General features: G+C 52.7%; 19 protein-coding genes, 2 pseudogenes and 1 riboswitch. Of the genes and pseudogenes, 8 read left to right on the top strand and 13 right to left on the bottom strand.

Annotated features, from left to right (window positions below; genetic code table 11):
- Positions 1-75: 75 nt before the first annotated feature.
- The 7 genes from PCH05_RS11065 to leuC form a co-directional block, all read right to left on the bottom strand.
- On the bottom strand, positions 76-2,808 hold the full coding sequence (locus PCH05_RS11065; RefSeq protein ID WP_127602450.1) for an S-layer homology domain-containing protein: 2,733 nt from the start codon (positions 2,806-2,808) through the stop codon (positions 76-78).
- A 214-nt stretch (positions 2,809-3,022) separates the two neighbouring features.
- The gene (locus tag PCH05_RS11060) at positions 3,023-3,676 is read right to left on the bottom strand and encodes a GerMN domain-containing protein (protein ID WP_127602449.1); all 654 of its coding nucleotides are present in this window, start codon (positions 3,674-3,676) and stop codon (positions 3,023-3,025) included.
- A gap of 29 nt (positions 3,677-3,705) precedes the next feature.
- On the bottom strand, positions 3,706-5,160 hold the full coding sequence (locus tag PCH05_RS11055; protein WP_127602448.1) for an N-acetylmuramoyl-L-alanine amidase family protein: 1,455 nt from the start codon (positions 5,158-5,160) through the stop codon (positions 3,706-3,708).
- A gap of 269 nt (positions 5,161-5,429) precedes the next feature.
- Positions 5,430-6,065: a GerMN domain-containing protein gene (locus tag PCH05_RS11050; protein ID WP_127602447.1), complete on the bottom strand. Its 636-nt coding sequence runs from the start codon at positions 6,063-6,065 to the stop codon at positions 5,430-5,432.
- Positions 6,066-6,100: 35 nt separating this feature from the next.
- On the bottom strand, positions 6,101-7,612 hold the full coding sequence (locus tag PCH05_RS11045; protein ID WP_127602446.1) for an N-acetylmuramoyl-L-alanine amidase family protein: 1,512 nt from the start codon (positions 7,610-7,612) through the stop codon (positions 6,101-6,103).
- A gap of 238 nt (positions 7,613-7,850) precedes the next feature.
- Positions 7,851-8,453, bottom strand: coding sequence for a 3-isopropylmalate dehydratase small subunit (leuD, locus tag PCH05_RS11040; protein WP_127602445.1), 603 nt, complete (start codon positions 8,451-8,453; stop codon positions 7,851-7,853).
- Positions 8,454-8,467: 14 nt separating this feature from the next.
- On the bottom strand, positions 8,468-9,889 hold the full coding sequence (leuC, locus tag PCH05_RS11035; protein WP_127602444.1) for a 3-isopropylmalate dehydratase large subunit: 1,422 nt from the start codon (positions 9,887-9,889) through the stop codon (positions 8,468-8,470).
- 178 nt (positions 9,890-10,067) lie between these two features.
- On the opposite strand from leuC, the gene PCH05_RS11030 reads away from it, so the two are divergent.
- Complete coding sequence (locus PCH05_RS11030; protein WP_127602443.1) at positions 10,068-10,982, top strand: LysR family transcriptional regulator; 915 nt, start codon at positions 10,068-10,070, stop codon at positions 10,980-10,982.
- A gap of 60 nt (positions 10,983-11,042) precedes the next feature.
- Here the strand turns inward: PCH05_RS11030 and PCH05_RS11025 are convergent, their stop codons facing one another.
- Positions 11,043-11,858, bottom strand: a complete 816-nt coding sequence (locus PCH05_RS11025; protein ID WP_127602442.1) for a carbon-nitrogen family hydrolase — start codon at positions 11,856-11,858, stop codon at positions 11,043-11,045.
- 190 nt (positions 11,859-12,048) lie between these two features.
- Between PCH05_RS11025 and PCH05_RS11020 the strand changes: the two genes are divergently transcribed.
- The 7 genes from PCH05_RS11020 to mtnB all read left to right on the top strand — a co-directional run bounded on the left by PCH05_RS11020 (position 12,049) and on the right by mtnB (position 19,489).
- Positions 12,049-13,257 (top strand): pyridoxal phosphate-dependent aminotransferase, encoded by a 1,209-nt coding sequence (locus PCH05_RS11020; RefSeq protein WP_127602441.1) that lies wholly within the window; start codon positions 12,049-12,051, stop codon positions 13,255-13,257.
- Between the two features lie 356 nt (positions 13,258-13,613).
- Positions 13,614-14,717, top strand: coding sequence for a glutamate 5-kinase (gene proB, locus PCH05_RS11015; RefSeq protein ID WP_127602440.1), 1,104 nt, complete (start codon positions 13,614-13,616; stop codon positions 14,715-14,717).
- Positions 14,718-14,751: 34 nt separating this feature from the next.
- Positions 14,752-15,999, top strand: coding sequence for a glutamate-5-semialdehyde dehydrogenase (locus PCH05_RS11010; protein ID WP_127602439.1), 1,248 nt, complete (start codon positions 14,752-14,754; stop codon positions 15,997-15,999).
- Between the two features lie 51 nt (positions 16,000-16,050).
- The gene (gene proC, locus PCH05_RS11005) at positions 16,051-16,911 is read left to right on the top strand and encodes a pyrroline-5-carboxylate reductase (protein ID WP_127602438.1); all 861 of its coding nucleotides are present in this window, start codon (positions 16,051-16,053) and stop codon (positions 16,909-16,911) included.
- On the top strand, positions 16,908-18,131 hold the full coding sequence (locus PCH05_RS11000) for a 2,3-diketo-5-methylthiopentyl-1-phosphate enolase (RefSeq protein ID WP_127602437.1): 1,224 nt from the start codon (positions 16,908-16,910) through the stop codon (positions 18,129-18,131). Before proC ends, PCH05_RS11000 begins: the two co-directional genes overlap by 4 nt.
- Entirely contained in the window at positions 18,128-18,805 is a 678-nt protein-coding gene (locus PCH05_RS10995; RefSeq protein WP_127602436.1) for a 2-hydroxy-3-keto-5-methylthiopentenyl-1-phosphate phosphatase, read from the top strand. Before PCH05_RS11000 ends, PCH05_RS10995 begins: the two co-directional genes overlap by 4 nt.
- Positions 18,806-18,808: 3 nt before the next feature.
- Complete coding sequence (mtnB, locus tag PCH05_RS10990) at positions 18,809-19,489, top strand: methylthioribulose 1-phosphate dehydratase (RefSeq protein WP_127602435.1); 681 nt, start codon at positions 18,809-18,811, stop codon at positions 19,487-19,489.
- Positions 19,490-19,642: 153 nt separating this feature from the next.
- Here mtnB and PCH05_RS10985 read toward each other — a convergent pair whose 3' ends face one another.
- The 5 genes and pseudogenes from PCH05_RS10985 to PCH05_RS27655 form a co-directional block, all read right to left on the bottom strand.
- Positions 19,643-20,155, bottom strand: a complete 513-nt coding sequence (locus PCH05_RS10985) for an ankyrin repeat domain-containing protein (protein WP_127602434.1) — start codon at positions 20,153-20,155, stop codon at positions 19,643-19,645.
- A gap of 129 nt (positions 20,156-20,284) precedes the next feature.
- A complete protein-coding gene (locus PCH05_RS10980) occupies positions 20,285-21,142 on the bottom strand; it encodes a helix-turn-helix transcriptional regulator (RefSeq protein ID WP_246049474.1) in 858 nt (285 codons plus the stop codon).
- Positions 21,143-21,371: 229 nt separating this feature from the next.
- Complete coding sequence (locus PCH05_RS10975; RefSeq protein WP_127602433.1) at positions 21,372-22,211, bottom strand: phosphotransferase family protein; 840 nt, start codon at positions 22,209-22,211, stop codon at positions 21,372-21,374.
- A gap of 2 nt (positions 22,212-22,213) precedes the next feature.
- Positions 22,214-22,819 (bottom strand): annotated as a pseudogene (locus tag PCH05_RS27660) (cyclodeaminase/cyclohydrolase family protein); the annotation flags it as partial.
- A 60-nt stretch (positions 22,820-22,879) separates the two neighbouring features.
- Positions 22,880-23,716, bottom strand: a pseudogene (locus PCH05_RS27655) (bifunctional 5,10-methylenetetrahydrofolate dehydrogenase/5,10-methenyltetrahydrofolate cyclohydrolase); the annotation flags it as partial.
- Positions 23,717-23,784: 68 nt separating this feature from the next.
- Positions 23,785-23,866, bottom strand: a riboswitch (ZMP/ZTP riboswitch).
- Between the last annotated feature and the right edge of the window lie 33 nt (positions 23,867-23,899).

Here is a 23,899-nt window from a genome sequence, read left to right as displayed (position 1 = left end):
GCAAAAAAAACGTCTTGATACAGGTAAGACTCCCCGTATCAAGACGGTGTATCTCATGACCATTCCCAAAGCATACTATTGTTTCTGTATCTCGACAATCGTTCCATTGTTTAAATACAGTACAATATTATCATTTTCTTTCAGGGATTGCACGGTCAAAGTGGTATCTCCTTGGTGAATGTATGCTGCCGGAGAAAGCGGATAATACCCGGTATCATTGACATTCTGCCGTTTCACATATATTTCCTTCGCATAACTGTCATATTTCCAGAAGGATTGGGTCGTCACATTCAGCACTTTGACGACCGTATTGCCGTCTGCATCCTTACGGACTTCAACGCGGTTGCCTGCTGCCACGTTATTGATGTTCAAGGCGCTGCCGGCATCATTGATGATCTTGGACGCGCTGTTCAGCGCGAACGTCTCCGTGGATCCGCCATAATTTTTGACGGTAAGGCTAGGCGAACCGGAAGCTGCATTGACGGAGGTTACTTCACCGGTCGTCAGTTTCACGACCTGAACCGCTGCCGGAGTCACACCGTTAAAGGTGACATTCAGAAGCTGTCCTGCACGAAGATCGGCTACCGTAATTCCCTGTCCGTTTTCACCGGCCAAAATGGATTTGTCCACGTAGAGCTGGCTGGTGATGCCGTCCTTCTTCACCGTCAAGCGCGAGTTGCTGTAATCCACGCTGACCACTTCGAACTGCACATTCGATTTCACCTGAATCGATTGGATCGCATCCTGCGTCGCATTCAGCACCGCTGCGATATCGCTGCCCACTTTAATGTCGGACAGGGAAGCATTGCTTTTGCCGTATACTTGAACCACGGGATTGGTATAAGGCAGGGTCATCGTTTGGCCGTCGCTTGCAAGCAAGGTCAGCTTCTTGCCGTTCAGGTCGAGCGCGGACACCTTGCCTTCGTATTGATAGATGACTTCAAGCGACAACGCACGGTTGGTCAGATACGTAATGTTGACCTTGCGTCCGTTCACCAGATAAGGCTCGATGCCTGCCAGCGTAGGATCAGGAGAATTGTACGTCAGTTTCGTTTTCTCATCGAGGGAAACGACATAAGGCTTTTTATTCGAATCCAGCAGCGTGAGCAGCTTGCTCTTCGGCTCATAGGACACGATAGTAGCGCCTTTCTTTTGTTCCATCTGACGATTCAGCACTTGAATCTTGGTCACTTGATCCTGCGGGTTCAGGGTCAGCTCCACCTGATCGCCATTCTGGGAATCAGCAATCAGGTCGCCAAGCACCGGAGCGGCAATTCCGCTGATCACAAGCTCAGGCTTCTCGGCAAGCAGCTTTACTTCGAGCTGTCCGCCGTCACGCTTGTAGGTGATGGTCGCGTTGTTGGCACCTACCTCGTAAAGCGAACCGCGAATCGTTCTTTCCACGCCTTGCGTCACTTCGATCGAGGCTAACACGTTATTTTTAACGGTGTAATTGATAACGGCTCCGTTTTTAAGCTCGGAAGGCGACAGCAGCTGATTCTGGTATTTCACGATCAGGCTGTCGTCCCATGTGTAGCTTTCCACGGTGCCTGCCGCATTTTTGATGACCAACGACTTGCTGGCCGTATCCACGCTTTGAAGGGTACCGGATCCGGTTTTATTGATAATGCCCGATTTCACTTGAATGATAACCGGTTTTTTGGCGGCGCTGAACGTCTCCTGCTGGATTTGCAGCTTGCTGCCGACGACCAGGGCCGACGGATCGATTTTGGCGCCGTTTTGATCGAGGAATGTCGTGCTTGCATCGTAAGTGAACTCTTTAAACGTGTTATTGGTTTCCAGCCACAGGACGCTGCCAGGGGACAGCTTTTGGAAAGTACCTTCTGTGTTTTCGAGCTGCGTCTTCGCGTCCGTCACCTCCACGTATGCGGTTTTATTCGTGCTGCCGATCACCATCACTTTCGTATACGGCTTCAAATCGGCAAAGCTGATTTTATTGTCGGAATCGCTTGTATAATAAACGGTGGCGCTATCCAGCGCGTATGTACGGATGCTTCCGTCCACATACAGGTCGAGCTTGTTGGTTCCGAGACCGGTGACGATGCCTTCCGCAGAATTATTATATTTCACGTCATTGAAGGCTTCCGCGCGGCTGAAGAACGTGGCGAGCTGTGCCCGTGTTACTGTCCCTTGCGGGTCAAAGCGGTTTCCGTCGACGCCGTTGGTCAATCCGAGCTCCAGGGCAGCATTGACAAAACCTCTTTTGGAAGCGGAAATTTTGCCGTTATCTGCAAATGAGGTTGCTTTGGCAGCCAGAGAGGCAGCATCGCCTTCCTTGCCGAGCGCGCGAATCATGACTTCGGTGATCCATTCACGGGTCGCTTTTCTTTCACCCCAGGTTTGCTTCGAATTCACTGCAGCGTTTTCCGCAGTCTTATCCAGCAGGTTTTGCTGCAGCGCCAGTGCTACATAGGGCTTGAAGTAGGTATTGACCTGAATATTCGTCGGCAAAGCCACTGCGGCATTGCTGTTGATTTTATCTTCCAGGCCGGCAAAACGGATCGCCATCGTGACAGCTTCCTGCTGGGTAACGGAATCATTCGGGCGGAATAAGCCTTTATCCCCGAGAAGAATGGCTTGGGAAGCGAGTTTATAGATATGCTTTTCTGCCCAATACCCGCTCTTGACGTCGCTAAAAAGACCGCTGGCCGTCACCGAAGCCGAAGTGGTAGTACTCACCGTGTCTGCAAATACGGCAGTACCCGTACCTAACGCCATCATGCCTGCGATTACGGCAGCGACTGCTTTTTTGGAATAAGGAATTGTATAGCTGCGTTTCGAATTCATTCTTTTTCCCCTTTCTCACTGAAGGATAATGCACTCTTGCATGATCCCGAAAATAACAGAAAGAACTAAAGAGATTGCGCTCCCGCCCAGAAACCAGAAGGGTTATTGGGCAGCTTGATGAGCGCAAGCTTTAGTTCATTTCATATCCACAAAAATAAAGCCTATATGCTATTCGACAAGAAGGGCGCCTACTCCTGCTTTTGCCCTAATTTTTTCAGTGTCTTGTAAACGGATGCTCCAAGTCAACATGGCCCATCAGGCTGTCTACCTTGGCTCCGTCAACCAGAAGCTCCACCGATTTGACCTCGTCAAACTGGAACATCGTCTTGGTCAGCGCATCCAGCGCGTATTGTTCGCCGCCTGCCCCGAGTCTCGCTTCGTCGGGCATATGAATGTCCAATGTCAGCTCGCCATTTTTGATATCCAGTTTTTTCAGCTCGATTTTCCCCCACAGCGGAATCATCTCCGGCTTGCCGCTCGATTGCAAAGCCTTGTAGGCTTCCGCATATTTATCCGAGTCACTGCTGTAGCTGATTTCCTTCTGGGATTTTTTCAAATCGAGTTCCTGCGGATCCGTATAATAAACATCGATCATTTCTTTTTTGGCCTTGGAATCCGTGACCTTGGAAGAATCGACAGATGATCCCTTCGACGAATCGCCTTGGGTTGTTCCGGCGGTGTTGCCGCTGTCACCATCCTTCGATGGTTCCTCAGGCGGCGTTTCGCTGCCGCTGCCAGTCGTTTGCTGCTCCCCGGAGACAGTATCATGCTGTCCGCTTTCCGGTGCGGTTGTCGGCTTCTGGCCGCAGCCGGCCGAGGCAATCATCACCAAAGCCAAAATGCCTGCACACCATAATTTCCTACTCATTCTCTGCCGCCTCCTTTAAGGGACATTTCCTATTTAACGCCCAGATATTCTTTGAGTCCATTCACGACTCCTTGAGCAACACGCTGCTGCACGTTCTCGTTAAAAAGAGTCGCTTCATCGTTTTTATTGCTGAGGTATCCGACTTCAAGCAGAACGGCCGGCATCTTCGTCTCGCGAATGACATGGAAGTTGCCATACCGCACGCCACGGTCGGCAAGGCCGGTAGCTTGTACCAAATACTTGTGCATCACGTTGGCCAGCGCCTTGCTGGCATCACGCTGATAGTACGTCTCGCTGCCGGAAGCGGCCGAGGAGCCTGCACTGTTAGCATGGATCGATACAAACACATCCGCTTTCAAATCATTGGCAATCTTGACGCGGTCCTTCAGTTCAAGGAACGTGTCGTCGCTTCGTGTCAGAACCACATCGATATTAGGCTCCTGCTTCAGCAATTTCTCAATTTTCAGTACGACTGCCAGGTTAAAATCCTTTTCTTTCTTGCCCGTAACTCCGGTTGTACCCGGATCATGAGCACCGTGCCCTGCATCGATCACGACGATTTTCTTGCCGTTTCCGCCCACTGGCGGCGTCGTCGTTCCACTATCCGACACATTCAAGTCGATAATGCATAAACCATTTTCATTAGTCAGCTTATAATTCGTCGCATAATTCAGGTCAATAACCACCCGTACAGTCGAAGGATTGTTATTGTAAAGCGAATATCTTACTTTTGAAACGGCAGGATAACCGGTGACATCCAGCGATCCCACCGAGTTTTGATCCAGGGGGGAGTTGCTGCTGCTGAACGTATTGGAGAAATTCGCGTTCTCCAAATCCACAACAATCCGGTTCGGTCCGGTCATTTTAAAAGCATTGACCTTGGCTTGTCCGGTCGTGGCGATCATCAGCCGGTTGTCGCTGAAGCTGAGGCCGTTAACCTGAGCAGTCGCCGCATTACCGCTTCCGCCGTCACCGCTGCCGGTACCCGGGGTCGCTGAACCGCCACCGTTCCCGGCGCCTGTTCCTGCGTTTCCGTTTCCATTATCATTTTCTTGGGTATATAAGTATACGACCTTTTTATTATTGTCCCAATTGACCTTGAGTCCCATTTGTTCACTGATAAAGCGCAGCGGTACGATTACGGTGTCCGTGCGCAAAATGGGGGCGATGTTCATGGTTACTTTCGTTCCATTGACATCCGCCGTTTTTTGATTGACTACAAGTTTAATCACATCAGAATCTTTTTTTATGGTTACCGTGCGCGTCTTTTGTTCCCATGCGACGTCAAACCCTAGATTCTCTCCGACGACACGAAATGGAATCATGATATTGCCATTCACATTTTCCACTTTTGCATTTCCCGACAGCGTCAATTGTTTGTCATCCAGATAAATTTTGGCGGTTCCCGCCGCAGCTTGTCCATTGTGAGGAAAAGCCAAAATGAAGACAAATAAGAGCACTGCCATAAAACCGAATTTCTTCATCCTTCACCCCTACCATTCTTAGATTTTTGTCCTTAGCTCTGACGTTTCAGCTTTGGCTTTCCTTCGACAGCACCAGACATTTATTAGACGCTGTTGCCTGCGAAAAGTTGCGAATATATTCCTATTCATGCAAAACTTATTCTATGTCTTAAGATAGACAAAGATAGTCGTTTATGCATACATACGTCGTCAAAGTAAATAAAAACCGCTTGAGCACAGATAGAGTCTGCGCGCAAGCGGTCTTATTTTGACATTTAACATCGTTCAAGCTAGTTTCTCTTCATCGGGTGATCCAGGTCCACGTGCCCCATCAAGCTTTCCAGCTGTTGTCCATCCACCAGAAGCTCGATTGATTGAACTTCCTTGAACTGAAACATCGTTTTGGACAGTGCGTCCAGGGCGTACTGTTCGCCGCCGGCTCCGAGTCGTGCTTCATCCGGCATATGGATATCGATGGTCATGGCCCCATCCTTTACATCCATAGATTTCAGCTCCATCTTGCCCCATAGAGGAATGAGTTCACTGTTACCGCTAGTTTGCAATGCCTTGAATGCCTCGCGGTACTTGTCAGCATCATTTTTGAACCGGATTTCCATTTCGCTCTTTTTCAATTCCATTTCCTGCGGATCTGTATAATAAACCTCGATGGTTCGCTTCTGTACAGCGGAATCCTCTGGCTTCTGATCCGGCTTGTCCGTTTGCGGCTGCGTATTCTCCGTTTGGTCGTTCCCTTCGGCTTCGGAGCCATTCGAATCATCCGGCTGCGCTGCGTTCACAGCTGAAGAATCATTGGGGCTCTGGGTTGCCTCCTGCGGAGCTGGCGCTGCTGTCGGTTTTTGTCCACAGCCTGCTCCCACAACCATTACCAAGGCTAGTACCGCAGCGCTTAACAGCTTTCTGTTCACTTGACCGCCTCCTTCTACTTGCGAATGACTTGTTTTTATTGTACTCCGAGATATTCTTTAATGCCATTGACGATGCCCTGCGCGATCGAATTCTGCAGACTTTCGCTAAAGAGGGCTGCTTCGTCCTTCGGATTGCTCAGGTAACCTACTTCCAGCAGCACGGCCGGCATTTTGGTCTCACGGATGACATGGTAGTTGCCGTATTTAACTCCGCGATCCGGGAGGCCTGTGGCCTTGACGAGATATTTGTGCATGACGTTTGCCAAAGCCTTGCTGGCATCCCTTTGATAGTATGTTTCACTGCCGCTTGCCGCTATTGGCCCGCTGTTGGCATGAATGGATACGAATACATCCGCGTTCAAATCGTTCGCGATCCGGGCTCTTTCCTCCAGCTTCAGGAACGTATCATCGCTGCGTGTGAGCACAAAATCGATGTTCGGTTCCTTCTCCAGCAGTTGACCGACCTTCAGGGCGACCGCGAGGTTGAAATCTTTTTCCTTCGTCTTGGAGTACCCGATCGTACCCGGGTCCTGATTGCCGTGGCCTGCATCGATGACAACGATTTTCTTGCCGCTGCCCCCAACCGGATTCGTAGGCGTAGTGGAATTATTCAGATCAACAATGATTAGCCCGGAGGTTGACGGATCGCTGTATACCGAATATGCCTTCGGGGCGCTCAAATCGAGCACGATCCTTACCGTTGACGGACTGCTGCTGAAGAGAGAGTACCTGATGTTCTTCAAGTCCGGATAGCCGGTAACATCCAGTTGCCCCTGGTTGCCGGCTACATTCGAAGAGCCTCCCAGAAAATCAGGCGAGAAGGCCGTGTTCGGCAAATCCACGACGATCCGGTCCGGGCCGGACATCGTGAACACCTTCGGTGTAACCGTACCTCCTTGAGAGGCAATCATCAGGCGATTTTCACTGAAACTGATGCCGCTAATCACCGCATTACCTGTCACAGGAGGTACCGTAACCGAAGGATCAGATACCTCTCCCGGCTCCGTAGTCGAAGTGCCTCCCGACGGCTGCGTTCCAGGCGAAGGATCAGCAACCGGAACATCCCCATTGCCCGCGCCAGTGCCGCTGTCGGTTTTCGGTGGCTGAGGATTTGTGGTCAAATAAACGGTCTGGTTCGCTCCGTCCCAGCTCACTTGGATTCCCATCTGCTCGCTAACAAAACGTACCGGTACGACGACGATATTGTTTTGCAGAAGCGGCGGGTTGTCTAGCGTCATTTTCTTGCCGTTGACCGTTGCGGTCTTGTCGTTTACGACCAGCTCGATGGATTTGCTGCCCTTGTTGATCAGAACCTTTTGCGATTTTTGCTCCCATTTCACGCCGAAGCCTAAATTCTCTCCGATGACGCGGAAAGGAACCATGGTGCTGCCGTTTACGTTCGTTACCTTGGTATCCTTGGATACCTTGAGCTCATTGCCGTCCAATACGATCTGTACGCTGCCGGGCGCTGCCGCAGCCCGATCCTGGACGCCTACCATCATGACGAGAAACATTAACAAAAACAATACAAATCCGGTTTTCTTCATTGTCCACCTCTGCCAAACTGATTTTTTTGCCGATTCTTGGGCATGAAAAACAAATATATCTAAAAAAAATCATTATCGTCGGAATATAGGCAATATTCGCCATGAAGGGTGCATTTTCCTCCTCGGTGGCTGCACAATTTTACCTTTTTCGTATTTCTTCCTTTATAAATGCAAAAAAAGACTCCCATCAACCCCACGAGGTTGTTGGAAGTCTTTCGTATTCAGACGCTTGATCCGATTACGCAAACAGACTCGAAGCGTGCTTCTGCTCATAAGCCGAAATTTCGTCTTCATGCTGGAGCGTCAAGCCGATATCATCCAGACCTTGAAGGAGGAACTGGCGGCGATGCTCATCGAGATCGAAATCGATATGCAGGCCCTCGCTGTCCGTAATCGTTTTGTTCTCCAAATCGACGTTCAGCTGGTAACCTTCATGTGCCGCCGTGCGTTGGAACAGATCTTCAACCTGCTCTTCGGAAAGCTTGATCGGCAGAATGCCGTTTTTGAAGCAGTTATTATAGAAAATATCCGCAAAGGACGGTGCAATAACACATTTGAACCCATAATCCATGATCGCCCATGGTGCATGCTCACGGGAAGATCCGCAGCCGAAGTTGGCTCTGGAAATCAGAATCGAAGCGCCTTGGTAGCGAGGCTGATTCAAAGAGAAATCGGCAATGTCATTGCCCTGCTCGTCGAATCTCCATTCGAAGAACAGATACTGCCCGAAGCCGGTACGTTCGATCCGTTTCAGAAATTGTTTAGGGATAATGGCATCGGTATCCACGTTAACCCGGTCTACCGGGGCAACAAGGCCGGTTAATTTAGTAAAAGCTTCCATGTCTGTTCTCCTCCTTAGCTAACCACTTCAGATTTAAAATTCCAGTCGCGCACGTCGGTAAACCGTCCTTTAATTGCAGCTGCTGCTGCCATGGCAGGAGATACCAGATGCGTCCGTCCGCCGCGTCCTTGGCGTCCTTCGAAATTGCGGTTCGAGGTCGAAGCGCAGCGTTGTCCCGGCTGAAGCACGTCCGGATTCATCGCCAGACACATGCTGCATCCGGCATCGCGCCATTCGAAGCCCGCTTCCACGAAGATTTTGTCAAGACCCTCGGCTTCGGCCTGAAGTTTAACCCGTCCGGAGCCCGGAACGACAATGGCAGTCACCTGATCCGAAACTTTATAGCCCTTGGCTACCTGCGCAGCGGCACGCAAATCTTCGATCCGTCCGTTCGTGCAGGAGCCGATAAATACGTAATCGACGGCGATTTCGTTCATTGGGGTACCCGGTGTCAGGCCCATGTATTCGATGGCTTTTTCAGCAGCCTTACGTTCATTTTCCGTTGGCAGCTCGGCAGGTACAGGTACTTTGGATGTAATATCCGTACCCATGCCCGGGCTTGTGCCCCAGGTGACTTGAGGAATCAGGGATTCCACGTCGAATTCCACAACCAGGTCGTAAGAGGCGCCTTCGTCGGTAACAAGCTGCTTCCATGCCTCCACGCGCTGTTCAAATTCTTCGCCTTCAGGCACATACTGGCGGCCGCGGAGGTAGTCGAACGTAGTCTCGTCCGGAGCGATCATGCCGGCGCGGGCTCCACCCTCGATGGACATGTTGCATACAGTCATTCGCTCTTCCATCGTCAGTTCACGGATCGCTTCACCCGTATACTCGATGACATACCCTGTAGCAAAGTCGGTGCCGTATTTGGCAATGACGCCGAGAATCATATCTTTGGCAGTGATCCCTGCTTTGCGCTTGCCGACGAAGCGGACTTCCATCGTCTTGGCTTTCGCCTGCTGCAGGCACTGCGTCGCGAGCACATGCTCAACCTCGCTCGTGCCGATGCCGAAGGCCAGCGCGCCGAACGCGCCGTGCGTGGATGTATGGCTGTCGCCGCAAACGATCGTTTTGCCCGGATGAGTGAGTCCGAGCTCCGGTCCCATAACGTGTACGACGCCTTGGTCGATCGTCTCGAGATCAAACAGAGTGACGCCGAAATCGCGGCAGTTTTGCGTCAGCGTGTCGATCTGCTGCTTGGAAATCGGATCTTTAATATTGAAGCGGTCTTTTGTCGGTACGTTATGGTCCATTGTCGCGAAGGTCAGCTCGGGACGGCGCACCTTGCGTCCGCTCAGGCGAAGTCCTTCGAAGGCTTGCGGGGATGTGACTTCATGGACGAGATGCAAATCGATGTAAAGGATGCTCGGCTTGCCTGCTTCCTGATGAATAACGTGGTTATCCCAGATTTTTTCAAACATTGTTCTTTTACTCATCTTCTCACCTCATCTAGGTTTTTCGTCCTTGGTAGAGTACCGCTGTCTGCAGTTTCTCTTGAATGAAATTAATATAGCATTTCCCTCTTGATTGTTCCAAGATATAATATCTATAAAAGTAATAGGAAATAACTATGAGCACGCTTGACCGAATTCATAATGAACAGGAACGATGAACATGGAATTAAGACAACTGCAGTATGCTCTCCAGATCGCAGCGGAACGGAATTTTTCCCGGGCTGCCGAGAAGCTGCACATTGCACAGCCTTCCTTAAGCCAACAGCTGTCCAAGCTGGAAAAGGAACTCGGTGTCCTGCTGTTCCAGCGGAACACAAGCACAGTGGAGCTGACCCATGCCGGAGCGCAGTTTATGGATCAAGCCCAAAAAATCATGGACGCCGTGGAGCTGCTGCGCCAGGAGATGTCGGATATATCCCAGCTCCGGGGCGGCAAGGTCATGATCGGCAGCATGCCGATTACCGGAGCGCACTTGCTCCCGCATGTCCTGCCTTCTTTTAAACAGAAATATCCCGACATCGAAATTGCCCTGCTGGAGGATTCGTCCATGAATCTTGAAAAGCTGACCGCTGGCGGCAAAACCGATCTAAGCCTTCTATCGCTTCCACTGCAGGAACCGTCGCTGACCTACGAGACGATCGGCGAAGAGATCATTGATCTGGCCGTTCCGGCCGGCCATCCGCTGGCGGCAAGAGTCAAGCGCGGCAAACCGGTCCCCGTCCGGATCGAAGAGCTGAGCGGAGAATCCTTTATCGTCCTCAAGAAAGGTCAGGGCTTCCGGAAGATTACGTTTGACCTATGCCAAAAAGCGGGATTTGAACCCAAGGTGGTGTTCGAAAGCAACAATATGGAAACGATCCAGTCGCTCGTAGCCACCGGCATGGGCATCACATTAGTCCCTCGCTTCATCTCGCGTTCTTCCCGGAGCGAATTCGTTCCGGTATACCTCCCGCTTGCCGAGCCCGTTCCGAGCCGGACTCTGGTTATCGCGTACCGGCGGGGACGCTACCTTTCCAAGGCGGCTGAAGCATTCATCGAAACCTTCAAGGATACGATGCGGGATCTTGTAAAATAAGGCTAAAGCTAAACGAAAAAGGCTCCTGATTGCTCAGGGGCCTTTTTTAAGCATAATCGCTTATTTATCCGTATACAGCTCCGGTCTGCGGTCCGCAAACACAGGAATGCGTCCGCGCACCTCGTCCACAAGCTCCGGCTCAACCAGACCGGTCACGATCTCCTCCGATTCAGAACCCTCCGCGACGATTTCCCCCCACGGATCGATGATCATGGAATGGCCGAAAAAGTCCGTTCCGCGGCTGCTGCCGACCCGATTGCAGGCAATGACATACATCTGGTTCTCAATCGCACGGGCCATCAGCAGCGTGCGCCAGTGATGAAGGCGCGGGTGCGGCCATTCGGCGGGAACGATCAGCATTTTGGCTCCGCCCAGAGCCAAGCTTCGCGCAAGCTCCGGAAAACGGATGTCATAGCAGATCGAAGCACCGGCCTGGACCCCTTCTAAATCAAACTGCACCAAACGGGTTCCGGCCGTCAAATGCTTTTCTTCATCCATGAGCCGGAACAAATGGAGCTTCGCGTACTCGCCGACCTGACGGCCGGTACGATCGAATGCATACATCGTGTTATAGATTTCATCCCCTGTTTTGACGGCCACCGAACCGCCTACAACCATAACCTCATGCTTGGCAGCGAAGGATGATAACCATTCGCGCGAAGCCTCCCCTTCCGGATCGGCGATGTCATGGATCTGCTCCAGCGCGTAACCCGTGTTCCACATTTCGGGCAATACCAGCAAATCCGGTTTCGGATTTGCCTGAACAGCGGACTCCATCAAGGCTTCCAGATGTTTTTTATTCTCCTGCGGGCTGCCGATTTCGATATCCGCCTGAATCAGAGCTACCGCCAGCTTTGTCTCCTGTTTGTTTCCCATGCTTCTCCCCCTCGTTCGTCGCTGAACCTCTTGACGGACCTGGTCGTACCGCCATGTTGTATCCATCATATAGGCAGGAAGAGAATCGGGCAAGTACGCCCTAATCCCTCTATACAGCCCGGTTAAATCATGATAGATTAAATCTATTCTATTTGAGAAGCCTAGAGCAAGAACCGGAGTGATGAATAAGATGAAATCTACAGAGAATCCGTCCTATGAATCTGCATTTCATATCGAGCCTGCCGAAGTGATGACGAAGCTGCCGACGCAGTTTTTCGCGACGCTCGTGCAGAAGGTCAATCGCGAAATTTCAGCCGGACATGACGTTATCAATCTGGGACAAGGCAATCCTGACACGCCCACACCGCCCCATATCGTCCAAACGCTCCAGGAATCGGCTGCCAATCCGCTGTACCATAAATACTCGCCTTTTACAGGCTTCAGCTTCCTGAAGGAGGCGATCTCCAAACGCTATTTTGATGACTATGGCGTCAAGCTGGATCCCGAGACTGAAGTCGCCATCTTGTTCGGCGGAAAAACGGGACTCGTCGAGCTTCCGCAAATTCTGCTCAACCCCGGCGATCTCTGTCTTGTTCCCGATCCCGGCTATCCGGATTACTGGTCCGGCGTTGCGCTTGCAAAAGCGGAAATGTCGTTCATGCCGCTCCGCAAGGATAACGCCTTCCTGCCGGACTTCGGCAGCATTTCCGAGTCAGATCGCAAACGGGCGAAGCTCATGTTTTTGAATTATCCGAACAATCCGACTTCTGCCACCGCCCCGCTCTCCTTTTACGAGGATACCGTCAAATTTGCGGCTGAGCACGGCATCGTCGTTGCCAGCGATTTCGCTTACGGCGCGATCGGCTTCGACGGGCAGCGTCCCGTGAGCTTTCTGCAGGCACCGGGCGCGAAGGAGGTCGGCGTTGAGTTCTACACGCTATCCAAAACCTATAACATGGCCGGCTGGCGCGTAGGCTTTGCGCTGGGTAACAGGGAAATCATATCCATGATCAATCAGTTTCAGGATCATATCTATGTGAGCTTGTTCGGCGGCATTCAAGCCGCGGCGGCCGAAGCGCTTACCGCCTCCCAGGACTGCGTGCAAGAATTGGTCAACCGCTATGAATCCCGCCGAAACGCCTTCTTCGCAGGCTTGTCCGAAGTGGGCTGGCATGCCGATAAGCCAGGCGGTTCTTTCTTCAGCTGGCTGCCTGTCCCGAAAGGGCATACTTCGGCTTCTTTTGCCGATCTGCTGCTGCAACAAGCCAAGGTGGCCGTAGCTCCGGGCATCGGTTTCGGCCAGCATGGCGAAGGTTATGTGCGGGTTGGCCTCTTGACCTCCGAAGAAAGGCTCCGGGAAGCCGCGAGACGAATCGGGGAATTGAAAATTTTCGGTTAAATTTTTGCAAACCCGGATATTCCGTGGTATTCTATGTGAAATAACGGGTTTTCCATACCTTGCAAACGTGACGACGGGACCAGTACGAGCGGCAAAAACGCGCAAACAGAGAGTAAATTCCACCGGCTGAAAGAATTTACCCGAACGCCCTCCGAATCCTACCCCTGAACGGCCTGCAGCAACCTGCGGGACAGTGCCTTCTGTTACAAGGCCTCAAGCCGGATGATTCAGGTCATCAATAAAGGTGGTACCGCGGAAGCTAAGCTTTCGTCCTTTACTTAAAGGACGAAAGCTTTTTTTGTTCTATGGAAGTTATGAAGCATAAGCCTATAATATGAAAATGGAAGTGATGCATTATGTCGACGCGAGTCGTCGTCAAAATTGGAAGCAGCTCGCTTACATCCGTAGAGGGCGGGCTAAGCCGGGACGCCGTTGCTTTTTTCGCGAGCGAAATATCGGCTTTAAAACAAGCGGGATGTGAAGTCCTGCTCGTAACATCGGGAGCGGTAGCCGCGGGCTTCCTCGCGATCGGATACAGCTTCCGTCCCAAGCTGCTGCATGAAAAGCAGGCCGCAGCCGCTGTCGGCCAGGCGCTGCTGATGCAGGCTTACCAGGAAGCTTTCGCCTCCCATGACATCACCACCGCGCAGATTCTGCTCACGCGAACCGATTTCGGGAACCGCAAGCGCATGAACAACGCCGGTATGACAATCGAAGAGCTGCTCAAGCAGGGTTCAATCCCGATCATCAACGAAAACGACACCGTTTCGGTCGATGAGCTCAAATTCGGCGATAACGATACGCTCTCCGCGCTCGTGGCTAATCTGGTCAAAGCGCAGCAGCTTCTCATTTTGACGGATACAGACGGCCTTTATACCGCCGATCCCCGCAATCATCCGAACGCTGTCCGGTTTGATCATGTGGAAGAAATCACGGAAGAAATTTACGCGATCGCCGGTGGAGCGGGATCATCCGTCGGCACCGGCGGCATGCGTTCCAAGATCGACGCCGCCAAGATCGCCATGCGTGGGGGGGTTCCGGTTTTTGTCGGCAAGGTAGACTCTGTAGGGGACCTTCGCGACGCGGTTGCCGGTCAAGGCAGAGGAACCTATTTCGATACCCGCCTCCATTCGCTGCCGATGAAAAAGCAGTGGCTCGGATTCATGTCTACCCCGCTGGGATCGCTCAAGGTAGACCCGGGTGCGGAGCAAGCTCTCGTTAATGGGGGTCACAGCCTGCTGCCGGTAGGTGTGAAAGAGGTAGAAGGACATTTTCAGGCCGGCGACGTGGTTGAGGTCCTCAGTATGGAAGACACCGTGCTCGGCCGGGGAATCGTGAATTATGACGTCGAGCAGCTCCGGCGCATCCAGGGCATGAGCAGCTCTGAAGTCATCCAAACCTTGGAGATGGTCCATCGCCTAGAAGTGATTCACAGGGATGAATGGATTACATTAAAATAAAAATCATAGAGTCATGCGAGAAGGAGGTTTATACATGAGTGAAGTAAAGGCGAAAGCCAAACAAGCCAGAACTGCCGCAGCCGTGCTTAACAGGCTGAGTACGGATCAGAAAAATAAGGCGCTGCAGTCGATGGCTGACGGATTAAGAAACCATAAAGACGAGATTATCGCTGCCAACCGCGAAGATCTGGAACGTGGACAGGCGCAAGGCACATCACCTTCCCTGTTGGACCGGCTTGCGCTGAACCCGCAGCGCATTGACGCTATTGCTGAAGGGCTGGAGCAGATCATATCCCTTCCGGATCCCGTCGGCGACGTGCTGGACAGCTTCGAGCGCCCCAACGGATTGCAGATCACGAAAGTCCGCGTACCGCTCGGCGTGATCGGCATTATCTATGAGGCACGTCCAAACGTTACGGTCGACGCTGCCGGACTTTGCCTGAAAGCAGGCAATGCCGTCGTGCTCCGCGGAGGCTCCTCTGCTCTTTCCTCCAACCGGAAAATCGTGGAGGTGCTGCACAGTGCCCTGGCGCTGTCGGATATTCCACCGGATGCGATCCAACTTATCGAAAGCGCCGACCGTTCTTCGGTTGATGAAATGCTCAAGCTGAACGGGCTTCTCGATGTCATTATTCCGCGCGGCGGCCAGTCGCTGATCCGCAATGTCGTGGAAAATGCCACCGTCCCCGTCATCGAGACGGGTGCGGGCATCTGCCATACGTATGTAGACGAAACCGCTCGGCCTGAGATGGCGGAAGCCATCGCCATCAACGCCAAGGCGCAGCGGCCTTCGGTTTGCAACTCCATGGAGACGCTGCTGGTGAACAGCGGGTTTGCTGCGAAGCACCTGGAACGGCTTGCCGAGCAGATTCGTTCGGCAGGCGTAGAAATCCGCGGCTGCGCCAATACGCTGCACATTCTGCCTTGGGCCACTCCTGCCGACGAGCAGGATTTTGCAACGGAGTATAATGATTATATTTTAAACGTCAAATTGGTCGATACTTTGGATGAAGCCATGGCTCATATCGATCGCTTCGGCACCAGGCATTCCGAATGCATCGTGACCGAAAGCACGCCTAACGCAGAGCGTTTCCTGCAGGAGGTCGATGCCGCAGCAGTGTATCACAATGCCTCAACAAGGTTTACCGACGGTTTCGAATTCGGATTTGGAGCGGAGATCGGAATCAGCACGCAAAAGCTTCATGCGCGCGGTCCAATGGGACTTCCTGCTCTGACTTCCACCAAATATATCATCCATGGCAATGGACAAATTCGCGGGTAGCTATTCTGCTTGATTCATTCAACGAAGCACCCGCCGGGAGGATTGGATAAAATGAGTCAACAACAAGCGATGATTACAGAATTCATAGCCTTTTACGGTGCCGGCGCGATGGCTGAGGCCATCGTGAAGGGCCTGATCGGCAAATCAGTAGTCCAGGCATCCGACATCACCATGCTTAACCGTACCAACACGAGCCGATTAGAAGAACTGCAGCATCTCTATGGCGTTCAGGTCAGCAACGATGCAGATCTGATTCCCGATATCCTGCAGAGCTCCCCGGTCATCGTGCTTGCCATCAAACCCAAAGATGCGGCGGAAGTCCTGCGCAAGCTCGGACCGCTGCTCTCGGATGACACCCTCATCGTGTCGGTCATTGCCGGTCTGACCATACGGACAATCCAAGACCTGCTTGGCCGTAATCAGCCGGTAGCCAGAACGATGCCGAATACGTCCAGCTCCATCGGACTCGGGGCAACAGGAATTTCCTACTCCAAGGAAATCAACGACAAACAGCGCCAAATCGTGATGACCTTATTCGGCGCGGTCGGTACCGTGACGATCGTCGAAGAGGACAAGCTCGAAATCCTCACCGGCATTTCCGGAAGCGGCCCGGCCTACATCTACTATATGATGGAAGCGATGATGGCTGCGGGCATCCGCGGCGGGTTAACGCCGCAGCAATGCCGCGAACTGACCGTTCAGACCGTGCTGGGAGCAGCCCGCATGGTGCAGCTGACGGGCGAAGAGCCAGCGGCTCTTCGGGCAAAGGTAACTTCTCCTAACGGTTCGACGCAGGCCGCGCTGGAAACGCTCGACAAGGGCGAATTCTTCGAAACGGTCATAGCTGCCGTCGCCCGCTGCGCAGAACGCTCGAAGGAAATGGGAGCCGCTTTGAAGGAGGGAATTTCATGAGCAGTTGTACGGCCACATATCGCTTATATGATGACAAAGCGGATTTTCGCAAAAAAGCCGAATCAATTGCCGTCGGCATGACCGTCGGCAGCTGGACGGAGCTGCCGCAGGCCAAACGCGAATCCATGCAAAAGCATTTGGGACAAGTCCTGCAGGTCGACGTGCATGAGCCGGAAGGCTTGCAGCCGGGAGAACGCTTTGCGGATGTGACCATTGCTTATCCTGACGTCAATTTCAGCAATGACATTCCTGCCCTGCTGGTAACCGTCTTCGGCAAAATTTCCATGGATGGCCGGATCAAGCTCACCAAGCTCGGATTTTCGGATGACTATCTTTCCGCATTCCCCGGCCCCAAATACGGCATTCAAGGCATCCGTGACATTCTAGGCGTTCACGACCGTCCGCTGCTGATGAGCATTTTCAAATCCGTCATCGGCCTGAACATCGATGAGCTGCGCGACCAGTTCACCAAGCAGGCGCTGGGCGGTGTAGACCTCATCAAAGACGATGAAATATTGTTCGAAAATGAGCTGACGCCGATCGAGAAACGCGTCGAGGTATGTCTCAAGGCTGCGGAAGCGGCCAGCCGCGAGACCGGGAAAAAGCTGCTGTATGCAGCCAATTTGACCGGCCGCACTTCGAGCCTGAAATCGCACGCTCTTAAAGCCATTGATGCCGGTGCCAACGCCCTGCTCTTCAACGTGCTGTCCTATGGCTATGATGTGCTGCACGAGCTGAGCTCGGATCCGGAAATTACCGTGCCGATTGCAGCGCATCCGGCGCTGGCCGGCGCCTACTATCCGTCGCAGCACTATGGTATTTCCGCTTCCGTCCTGCTTGGCCAGCTGATGCGCCTTGCCGGTGCGGACCTGGTCCTCTTCCCTTCGCCTTACGGGTCGGTCACGATGCCGCGTGAAGAAAACATGGCGATTCGCGACGAATTGATTACATCTGCGCTTCCTATCCGAACCAGCATGCCGGTTCCATCCGCAGGGATTCATCCCGGCCTTGTGCCGCTGATCCTCCGCGACTTCGGCCAGGATGTGGTCGTCAATGCCGGCGGCGGCATCCATGGTCATCCGATGGGAACCGAAGCCGGCGGCCGCGCTTTCGTGCAAGCCATTGAAGCGGCGCAGCAGGGCATCCGCTTGGCGGAATATGCGGACGCCGCACATCCGGAGCTTAAAGCAGCGCTTGAAGCATGGGGGGGAGAACGATGACAGCAGGCAAAAAGCCCGTTATCTTTTGCGATTTTGACGGAACGATCACCCTCTCCGACAATATCGTAGCGATCATGAAGCATTTCAAGCCGGAGGGCTATGAGCCGATCATGAAGCGGACCGTGGATCAGGAAATTACGCTGCGCCAAGGCGTCGGAGAGATGTTCGCGCTTTTGCCTGCCAGCCGCAAGGATGAGATCGTGGACTTCGTACTAAACCGCGCGGGGATTCGGGAAGGTTTCCGCGAATTCCTTGATTATGTGAAGCAAGCTGAGATCGAATTTTACGTGACCAGTGGCGGCATGGACTTTTTCATCGATCCGCTGCTCGCACCGTTTAATATTCCGGCGGATCATATCTTCTGCAATGGCGCGGACTTCAGCGGGGACACCATCGAAATTTTATGGCCGCATCCGTGCCAGGATCCATGTACGAATGGATGCGGCATGTGCAAGACAACCGTCATGCGCCGTTTCCCTGAGGAGAAGTACGAGCGGATTCTGATCGGCGACAGCCTGACGGATTTTGAAGGAGCCAAAATTGCCGACATGGTGTACTCCCGCTCCATTCTGACGGATAAATGCGCTGAACTGGGCGTGAAGCATATGCCTTTCCAGAACTTTTTTGATATCATTGCCGACCTCAAACAGAAACATCAACAAGGAGTGCTGTAACCTATGACGTTTGCAAGCATCAGTCTGGAGCATAAACAGCAGGTGCTGGACGAGCTCCGCGTAATCAAGCAGCAGTTTGCCGCGAAGAACTGGTTTCCCGGAACCAGCGGCAACTTATCCATGCGCGTAGGCGATTTCGATCCGGAAAAGTTCTACTTCGCCATCACCGCAAGCGGCAAGGACAAATCGCTGAGCACGCCGGAGGACTTTCTGTTCGTGGATCAAAGCGGCCTCGCCGTGGAAACGACGAGCCTGAAGCCGAGCGCGGAGACTCTCATACACTGTGAAATCTACCGCATGACCGGCTGCGGCGCCGTTTTCCACGTCCATACCGTATTCAACAATGTCATCAGCGAATGGTTCGGCGATCAAGGCGCGGTTCCGGCCCAGGGGATCGAGCTGATTAAGGCATTTAACATCTGGGAAGAAAACGCGCCGGTTTCCATCCCTGTGCTGCCGAATTTTGCCCATATCCCGTCAATCGCGGAATTGGTGCCGGACGTACTGGATGAACGCATCCCAGGAATTCTTCTGCGCGGACACGGCATCTACGCGTGGGGCAAAAACGCGTTTGAAGCCAAAAAGCATCTGGAAGCGTTCGAATTCATTTTTGAATACCTGTATCACAGCATGCTGCTCAAAAGCAGCGTCCCGCCAGTAAATGCCGACGGCCGCCGTTCATAAACAAGACAAGCCCTGACGTATCCTAAGATACAGTCGGGGCTTTTTTAAATATCATATAATATTAAATTCGAAGCATGGCCATCTCTGTAACATAGGAATCAACGGTCTGTCATCTTTGAAAAACCTTCGGTAGACGCTTTTGTTAACGGTCGATTATGCGCCATATTGCTTGAGCAGCTCCGCCACCTGATGGTTTCCCTGCTTCTCCGCCAACGACAAAGCAGATTCCCCTTCGCCCAAACGCGCGTGGATATCCGCTCCGTGCTCCAGTAAAAGACGAATCAGCCCGGTATTGTCGTCATGATACGCTGCCGTATGGAGGCATGTATGCCCATTGCTGTCAAAAATACGCGTATCCGCCTGATGACTCAGCAGCAGCCGAATGACATCCATGTTTCGTTCTCCGGCGATGGCTGCATGCAGTGCCGTATTGGAGGGAATATATGATATCCGGGAGTGGGAAACCGCATTGATATCTGCCCCTTCCTCAATAAGCACCCTTACCGCCTCAACCTGCCCATAATGAGCGGCATAGCCTAACAGAGTTAAACCTTCTTCATTTTCCATGTTCGCTCGGTCCGGTTGCGAGCCCAGCAGCATCTGCAGCCGTGCCGCATCTCCTTCCCTGGCTGCCTGAAAATATGGCTCCGTCGATGGATAATTCATGCTCCATTCCCTCTTTTCGATTGATAAATGATATGTACCAGCATAGATCAGGATGTGCCAGCTGACTTCTTCAAAATCACCTTTTTTATGGTCTTGATCCTTGAGACATGGAGGCTGAAAGCTGCAAGATCATTTCTCATGGCGGTAAGCCGATGGGCTGTCGCCAAACCTCCGGGCAAACGAAGCACTGAAGGAACCTTGGCTGTGGAAACCAACCTCGAAGCAAATCTCAGTCACCTGCAAATCCGTATGCCTGAGGAGCCTTTCCGCTTCCCGCAGCCGTTTCTCCTTTATGATCTGGTAGGGTGTGGCACCAAAAAGCTGCTTAAAGCTTCTGAGGAAATGATTGGTTGACAGGCATGCTGCTTCCGCCACCTCCGACACTGAGATGGGCTGCTTATAATAAGCGAGGATATACTCATATCCCGTATAAAGGCGGCGGTATAATTCCTGCCGTGTCGAAGCTTTGATGGATGAAAGCTCAGCGATTTGGCGTCTTACCTGAAGATGTTCACCGATCAGGACGCTGGCCAAAACATACAGCTGCTCCTCCAAGCGAGCTTCGTCATGAAGCTGCTGCATGGAGTCGAGCCTCATCTGCTGAAGAACGCACGAAAGCTCGGGCAGGATCTCATAGGTTCTCATGACAAAATCAATCTGTCCATTATCCGACCGAAAGGGCTCGTCCAGCAGTGTATTCACCGGCATCGTCAAGCTCCTTCCGACCTCCGGTACAAAGCCCTCAGGAAAAAACACGCAGAAGGATTCGACAGGACGGTCCGCTTCAATGCTGATGCTGTATTCCTGCCCCTGATTAAGCAGCAAATATCTGCCCTCCTCCACCGCAAAATGCCCATGTCCCGCTTGGTACATCGCCCTTCCGCCGCTGAAGGTTTTGATGGACAGCGCTCCCGTCCCTTTCCAGTAATACTCGGCGCTCTTCTCATGAAGGATCGGCGAATAATCGTTCTTGTTCCGGTTACTCATTGCCCCGCGCTCCTTCCTACCTATCCCTACCTCATGCAGATTCTTGATTATGGAATGAATCCTATATCTATCCATTGTAAATGCTTCGTTGTCAAAATAAAATAACCGGCTTATCGCCGGTTATCTGTATATCCGTTATGAAAACCATGTCCTAGCGTGTGATCGTACTTCAAACATTCAATTGCCCGATGGCCTGGGCGGTAAACCAACGATGACGTTCGCGCATACTTCACTCGATCTCCGGCTCAAGTCCCCAATTGGACAATCCGCCTGCAGGCTTGAGTGCGGCCATGAGATCAAAGCAGGGAAGCAGCGAGTAGTCCAGCTTCGGGAAGCGTGATTGATACCTCTTCGTAAATCGTTGCATCGCATCTTCACCGAAAGCCCACAGGATTTCAAGCCTTCCATTGGCAAAATCGAAAAGCGGATCTCCCAGCGCCGCATCCTCCCAGTCCATCACGGCGGCAAGCCGCCCTTCGTTCCAGAGGAGATTTCCCGGCCAGTAATCCCCATGCAGAAGCACATCCTTATGGGCATGGGGCAGCGGCCAAGTCGTTGCCAGTATTCCGCGGATGAGAGTTTCATGAAGCGATTCATCCGACTGCGCAGGCTGTTTGCCCAGTAAGGCTGCGCACCAATCCGTTTGCTTCGGTAGAAAATGCAGACCGTACCGTGACCAATCCACTTGATGTATGTCCGTTAACGTGTCAGCCATGCTCTCCACAGTTGCGATCAGGTTCACCGGCGACATATCCACTTGTCCTTCTACAAATTCGGTGACGACGTAGGGCTTCGGCGCTTCGGTTCCGGCGCAAAAAATCGGGCGGGGAACCGGAAGCCCCGCCGCATGTAGTCCGCGCAGCAGCCTGAATTCATCTTGCTCAATCTGAGGGTTCCTGCTGCGGTCCGCAGCACCATGCTGACGGACGACCAGCTTTTCCTTCTGTCCGTCTGTTTTCATTATCTCCAGCATCGTCACTTCCGCGGAAACGCCGCCTGTGAGCGCGGCGGAACGAAGCAGCCTGGCGCCAGCATCTATGCTTTTCACGATTTCTTCCCATAGATTCATGATCAATACGATGACACCAACTTCTCCTTAATCTTATCCAATACCCGCTGCTTCAGCTCGGCCGATCGGCTTGCAAGCTCCGCTCCCGTCGTCCGGAAGGAGCTGCGTACGCTCTCGTCCTTGATGCTGCCCAGGTTGATCTCCACTGTAATCCACGCTGCCTGAACCGCTGCATCCAGATTGATGAGGGCGATTCCCAGATCGGAAATGACATTCTTATTGACAACATCCGTTACCTTGTCCAGCTCAGTCATGATTTCGCAGCTTCTTTTCATCAGGTGAAGCGGTACGGAAGCAGCTTGAACGGCAGCCTTCTGCAGCTCGGTGGAGCGGAGTTTCTTTTCCTCATCCGTTGATTTCGGCAAAGCCAAAGCAGACATATAGCCGGCGAATGATTCCATATCCTTCTTCAGGAAGCTTTCGGCTTCGCACATTGCGGACTGCATGAACTTTACGATTCCGGCCATCTGGTCTTGGACATGCTCGAATTTCGGTCCGCTCGTAATGTTGGCCACCATGGAACCCATGGATGCCCCAAGTGCTGCGGACAAAGCGGCAATACTGCCGCCGCCCGGCGTAGGTGCGCTGGATGCAGCGGACTGCAGGAAATCCCGGATCGTTTGATCAAAAACCGGCGTTGCCGCGTCTGTCTTCTCGGCTTGACCCGCCTGCTGCAGGCGGATCGCCAGCAAGAGGTTATCGAACAGCATCACCGTGGTCAGCGTTCCTACGCCGCCTGGCACGGGTGTAACGGCTTTGACAGCTTCTGCCGCGTCCGGAACTACATCCCCGGTAATCCCGTTTTCCGTCTCATTGATTCCCGCATCGATGACGACCAGCTCCGGATGCAGCATGTCTGCGGTGACCAGTCCGGCATGCCCTGCTGCGGTCATCAGAATGTCGGCATTGGCGATATGGCCGGCAAGATTCTGCGTATGGGAATGGCAGACGGTCAGCGTGGCGTTTTCACGAAGCAGCAGCTGCATCAGCGGTCTGCCGACTGTTTCGCCGCGTCCTACCAGCACGACGTGTTTACCCTTCAGCGTGAAGCCGAAGTGCTTGGCGATCCGGATGCAGGCCTGCGGCGTTGCCGGATAAATGCCGGTGGCTCCTGTCATGCAGGCCAGCTTGTTCGCCGAGGATATGCCGTCCACGTCTTTTACCGGCGCGATCGCATCCGAGCATTTTTGAACGCTGATCTGCTTGGGTACCGGCAGCTCCAGCATGATTCCGTGAACGGACGCATCCTGGTTGAGTCGTTCGATTTCCTCAAGCAAACGCTGCTCGTCCACCTCAGGCCCGAATGTGATCAAATCGAAAGCGATGCCCAGCTGATGGGCCTTTTTCTCTTTTGCTTTGGCATAATACTCCGATGCGGGATCCCCCTGCACCAAAATCGTAGCCAGCCGCGGCTGGACTCCAGTTTCCTTCAGCCGGATCACCTCGGCCATAATCGATTCCGAAACCTCTTTCGCCAGATCTTTCGTTTTAAGCAGCATGCTCATTCCAGTCGCCTCCGATAAATGGTGTTATAAACAGAAAAAAGTACTTGGCCGGTTCAAGGAACCACCAAATACTTCGCCCAGGCGTACGGCTGTTATGATCCATGTGCTCCCTCGTGGTATCCCCACGTTACGCCAGTCACACACGGCTGTAATCAATTTAGGATTATTGTAGCATAAATTCGT

The organism is Paenibacillus chibensis (genome assembly GCF_004001045.1).
GTDB classification, from domain to species: domain Bacteria; phylum Bacillota; class Bacilli; order Paenibacillales; family Paenibacillaceae; genus Paenibacillus_AQ; species Paenibacillus_AQ chibensis.
The sequence above is the reverse complement of the archived record's forward strand: the minus strand, read 5'-3'. Positions and strand labels throughout refer to the sequence as shown.

Coding starts and splice junctions, on each gene's coding strand:
- PCH05_RS11065 (WP_127602450.1), bottom strand. CDS start 2,808: ATGAATTCGAAACGCAGCTATACAATTCCTTATTCCAAAAAAGCAGTC.
- PCH05_RS11060 (WP_127602449.1), bottom strand. CDS start 3,676: ATGAGTAGGAAATTATGGTGTGCAGGCATTTTGGCTTTGGTGATGATT.
- PCH05_RS11055 (WP_127602448.1), bottom strand. CDS start 5,160: ATGAAGAAATTCGGTTTTATGGCAGTGCTCTTATTTGTCTTCATTTTG.
- PCH05_RS11045 (WP_127602446.1), bottom strand. CDS start 7,612: ATGAAGAAAACCGGATTTGTATTGTTTTTGTTAATGTTTCTCGTCATG.
- leuD (WP_127602445.1), bottom strand. CDS start 8,453: ATGGAAGCTTTTACTAAATTAACCGGCCTTGTTGCCCCGGTAGACCGG.
- leuC (WP_127602444.1), bottom strand. CDS start 9,889: ATGAGTAAAAGAACAATGTTTGAAAAAATCTGGGATAACCACGTTATT.
- PCH05_RS11030 (WP_127602443.1), top strand. CDS start 10,068: ATGGAATTAAGACAACTGCAGTATGCTCTCCAGATCGCAGCGGAACGG.
- PCH05_RS11025 (WP_127602442.1), bottom strand. CDS start 11,858: ATGGGAAACAAACAGGAGACAAAGCTGGCGGTAGCTCTGATTCAGGCG.
- PCH05_RS11020 (WP_127602441.1), top strand. CDS start 12,049: ATGAAATCTACAGAGAATCCGTCCTATGAATCTGCATTTCATATCGAG.
- proB (WP_127602440.1), top strand. CDS start 13,614: ATGTCGACGCGAGTCGTCGTCAAAATTGGAAGCAGCTCGCTTACATCC.
- PCH05_RS11010 (WP_127602439.1), top strand. CDS start 14,752: ATGAGTGAAGTAAAGGCGAAAGCCAAACAAGCCAGAACTGCCGCAGCC.
- proC (WP_127602438.1), top strand. CDS start 16,051: ATGAGTCAACAACAAGCGATGATTACAGAATTCATAGCCTTTTACGGT.
- PCH05_RS11000 (WP_127602437.1), top strand. CDS start 16,908: ATGAGCAGTTGTACGGCCACATATCGCTTATATGATGACAAAGCGGAT.
- PCH05_RS10995 (WP_127602436.1), top strand. CDS start 18,128: ATGACAGCAGGCAAAAAGCCCGTTATCTTTTGCGATTTTGACGGAACG.
- mtnB (WP_127602435.1), top strand. CDS start 18,809: ATGACGTTTGCAAGCATCAGTCTGGAGCATAAACAGCAGGTGCTGGAC.
- PCH05_RS10985 (WP_127602434.1), bottom strand. CDS start 20,155: ATGAATTATCCATCGACGGAGCCATATTTTCAGGCAGCCAGGGAAGGA.
- PCH05_RS10980 (WP_246049474.1), bottom strand. CDS start 21,142: ATGAGTAACCGGAACAAGAACGATTATTCGCCGATCCTTCATGAGAAG.
- PCH05_RS10975 (WP_127602433.1), bottom strand. CDS start 22,211: ATGAATCTATGGGAAGAAATCGTGAAAAGCATAGATGCTGGCGCCAGG.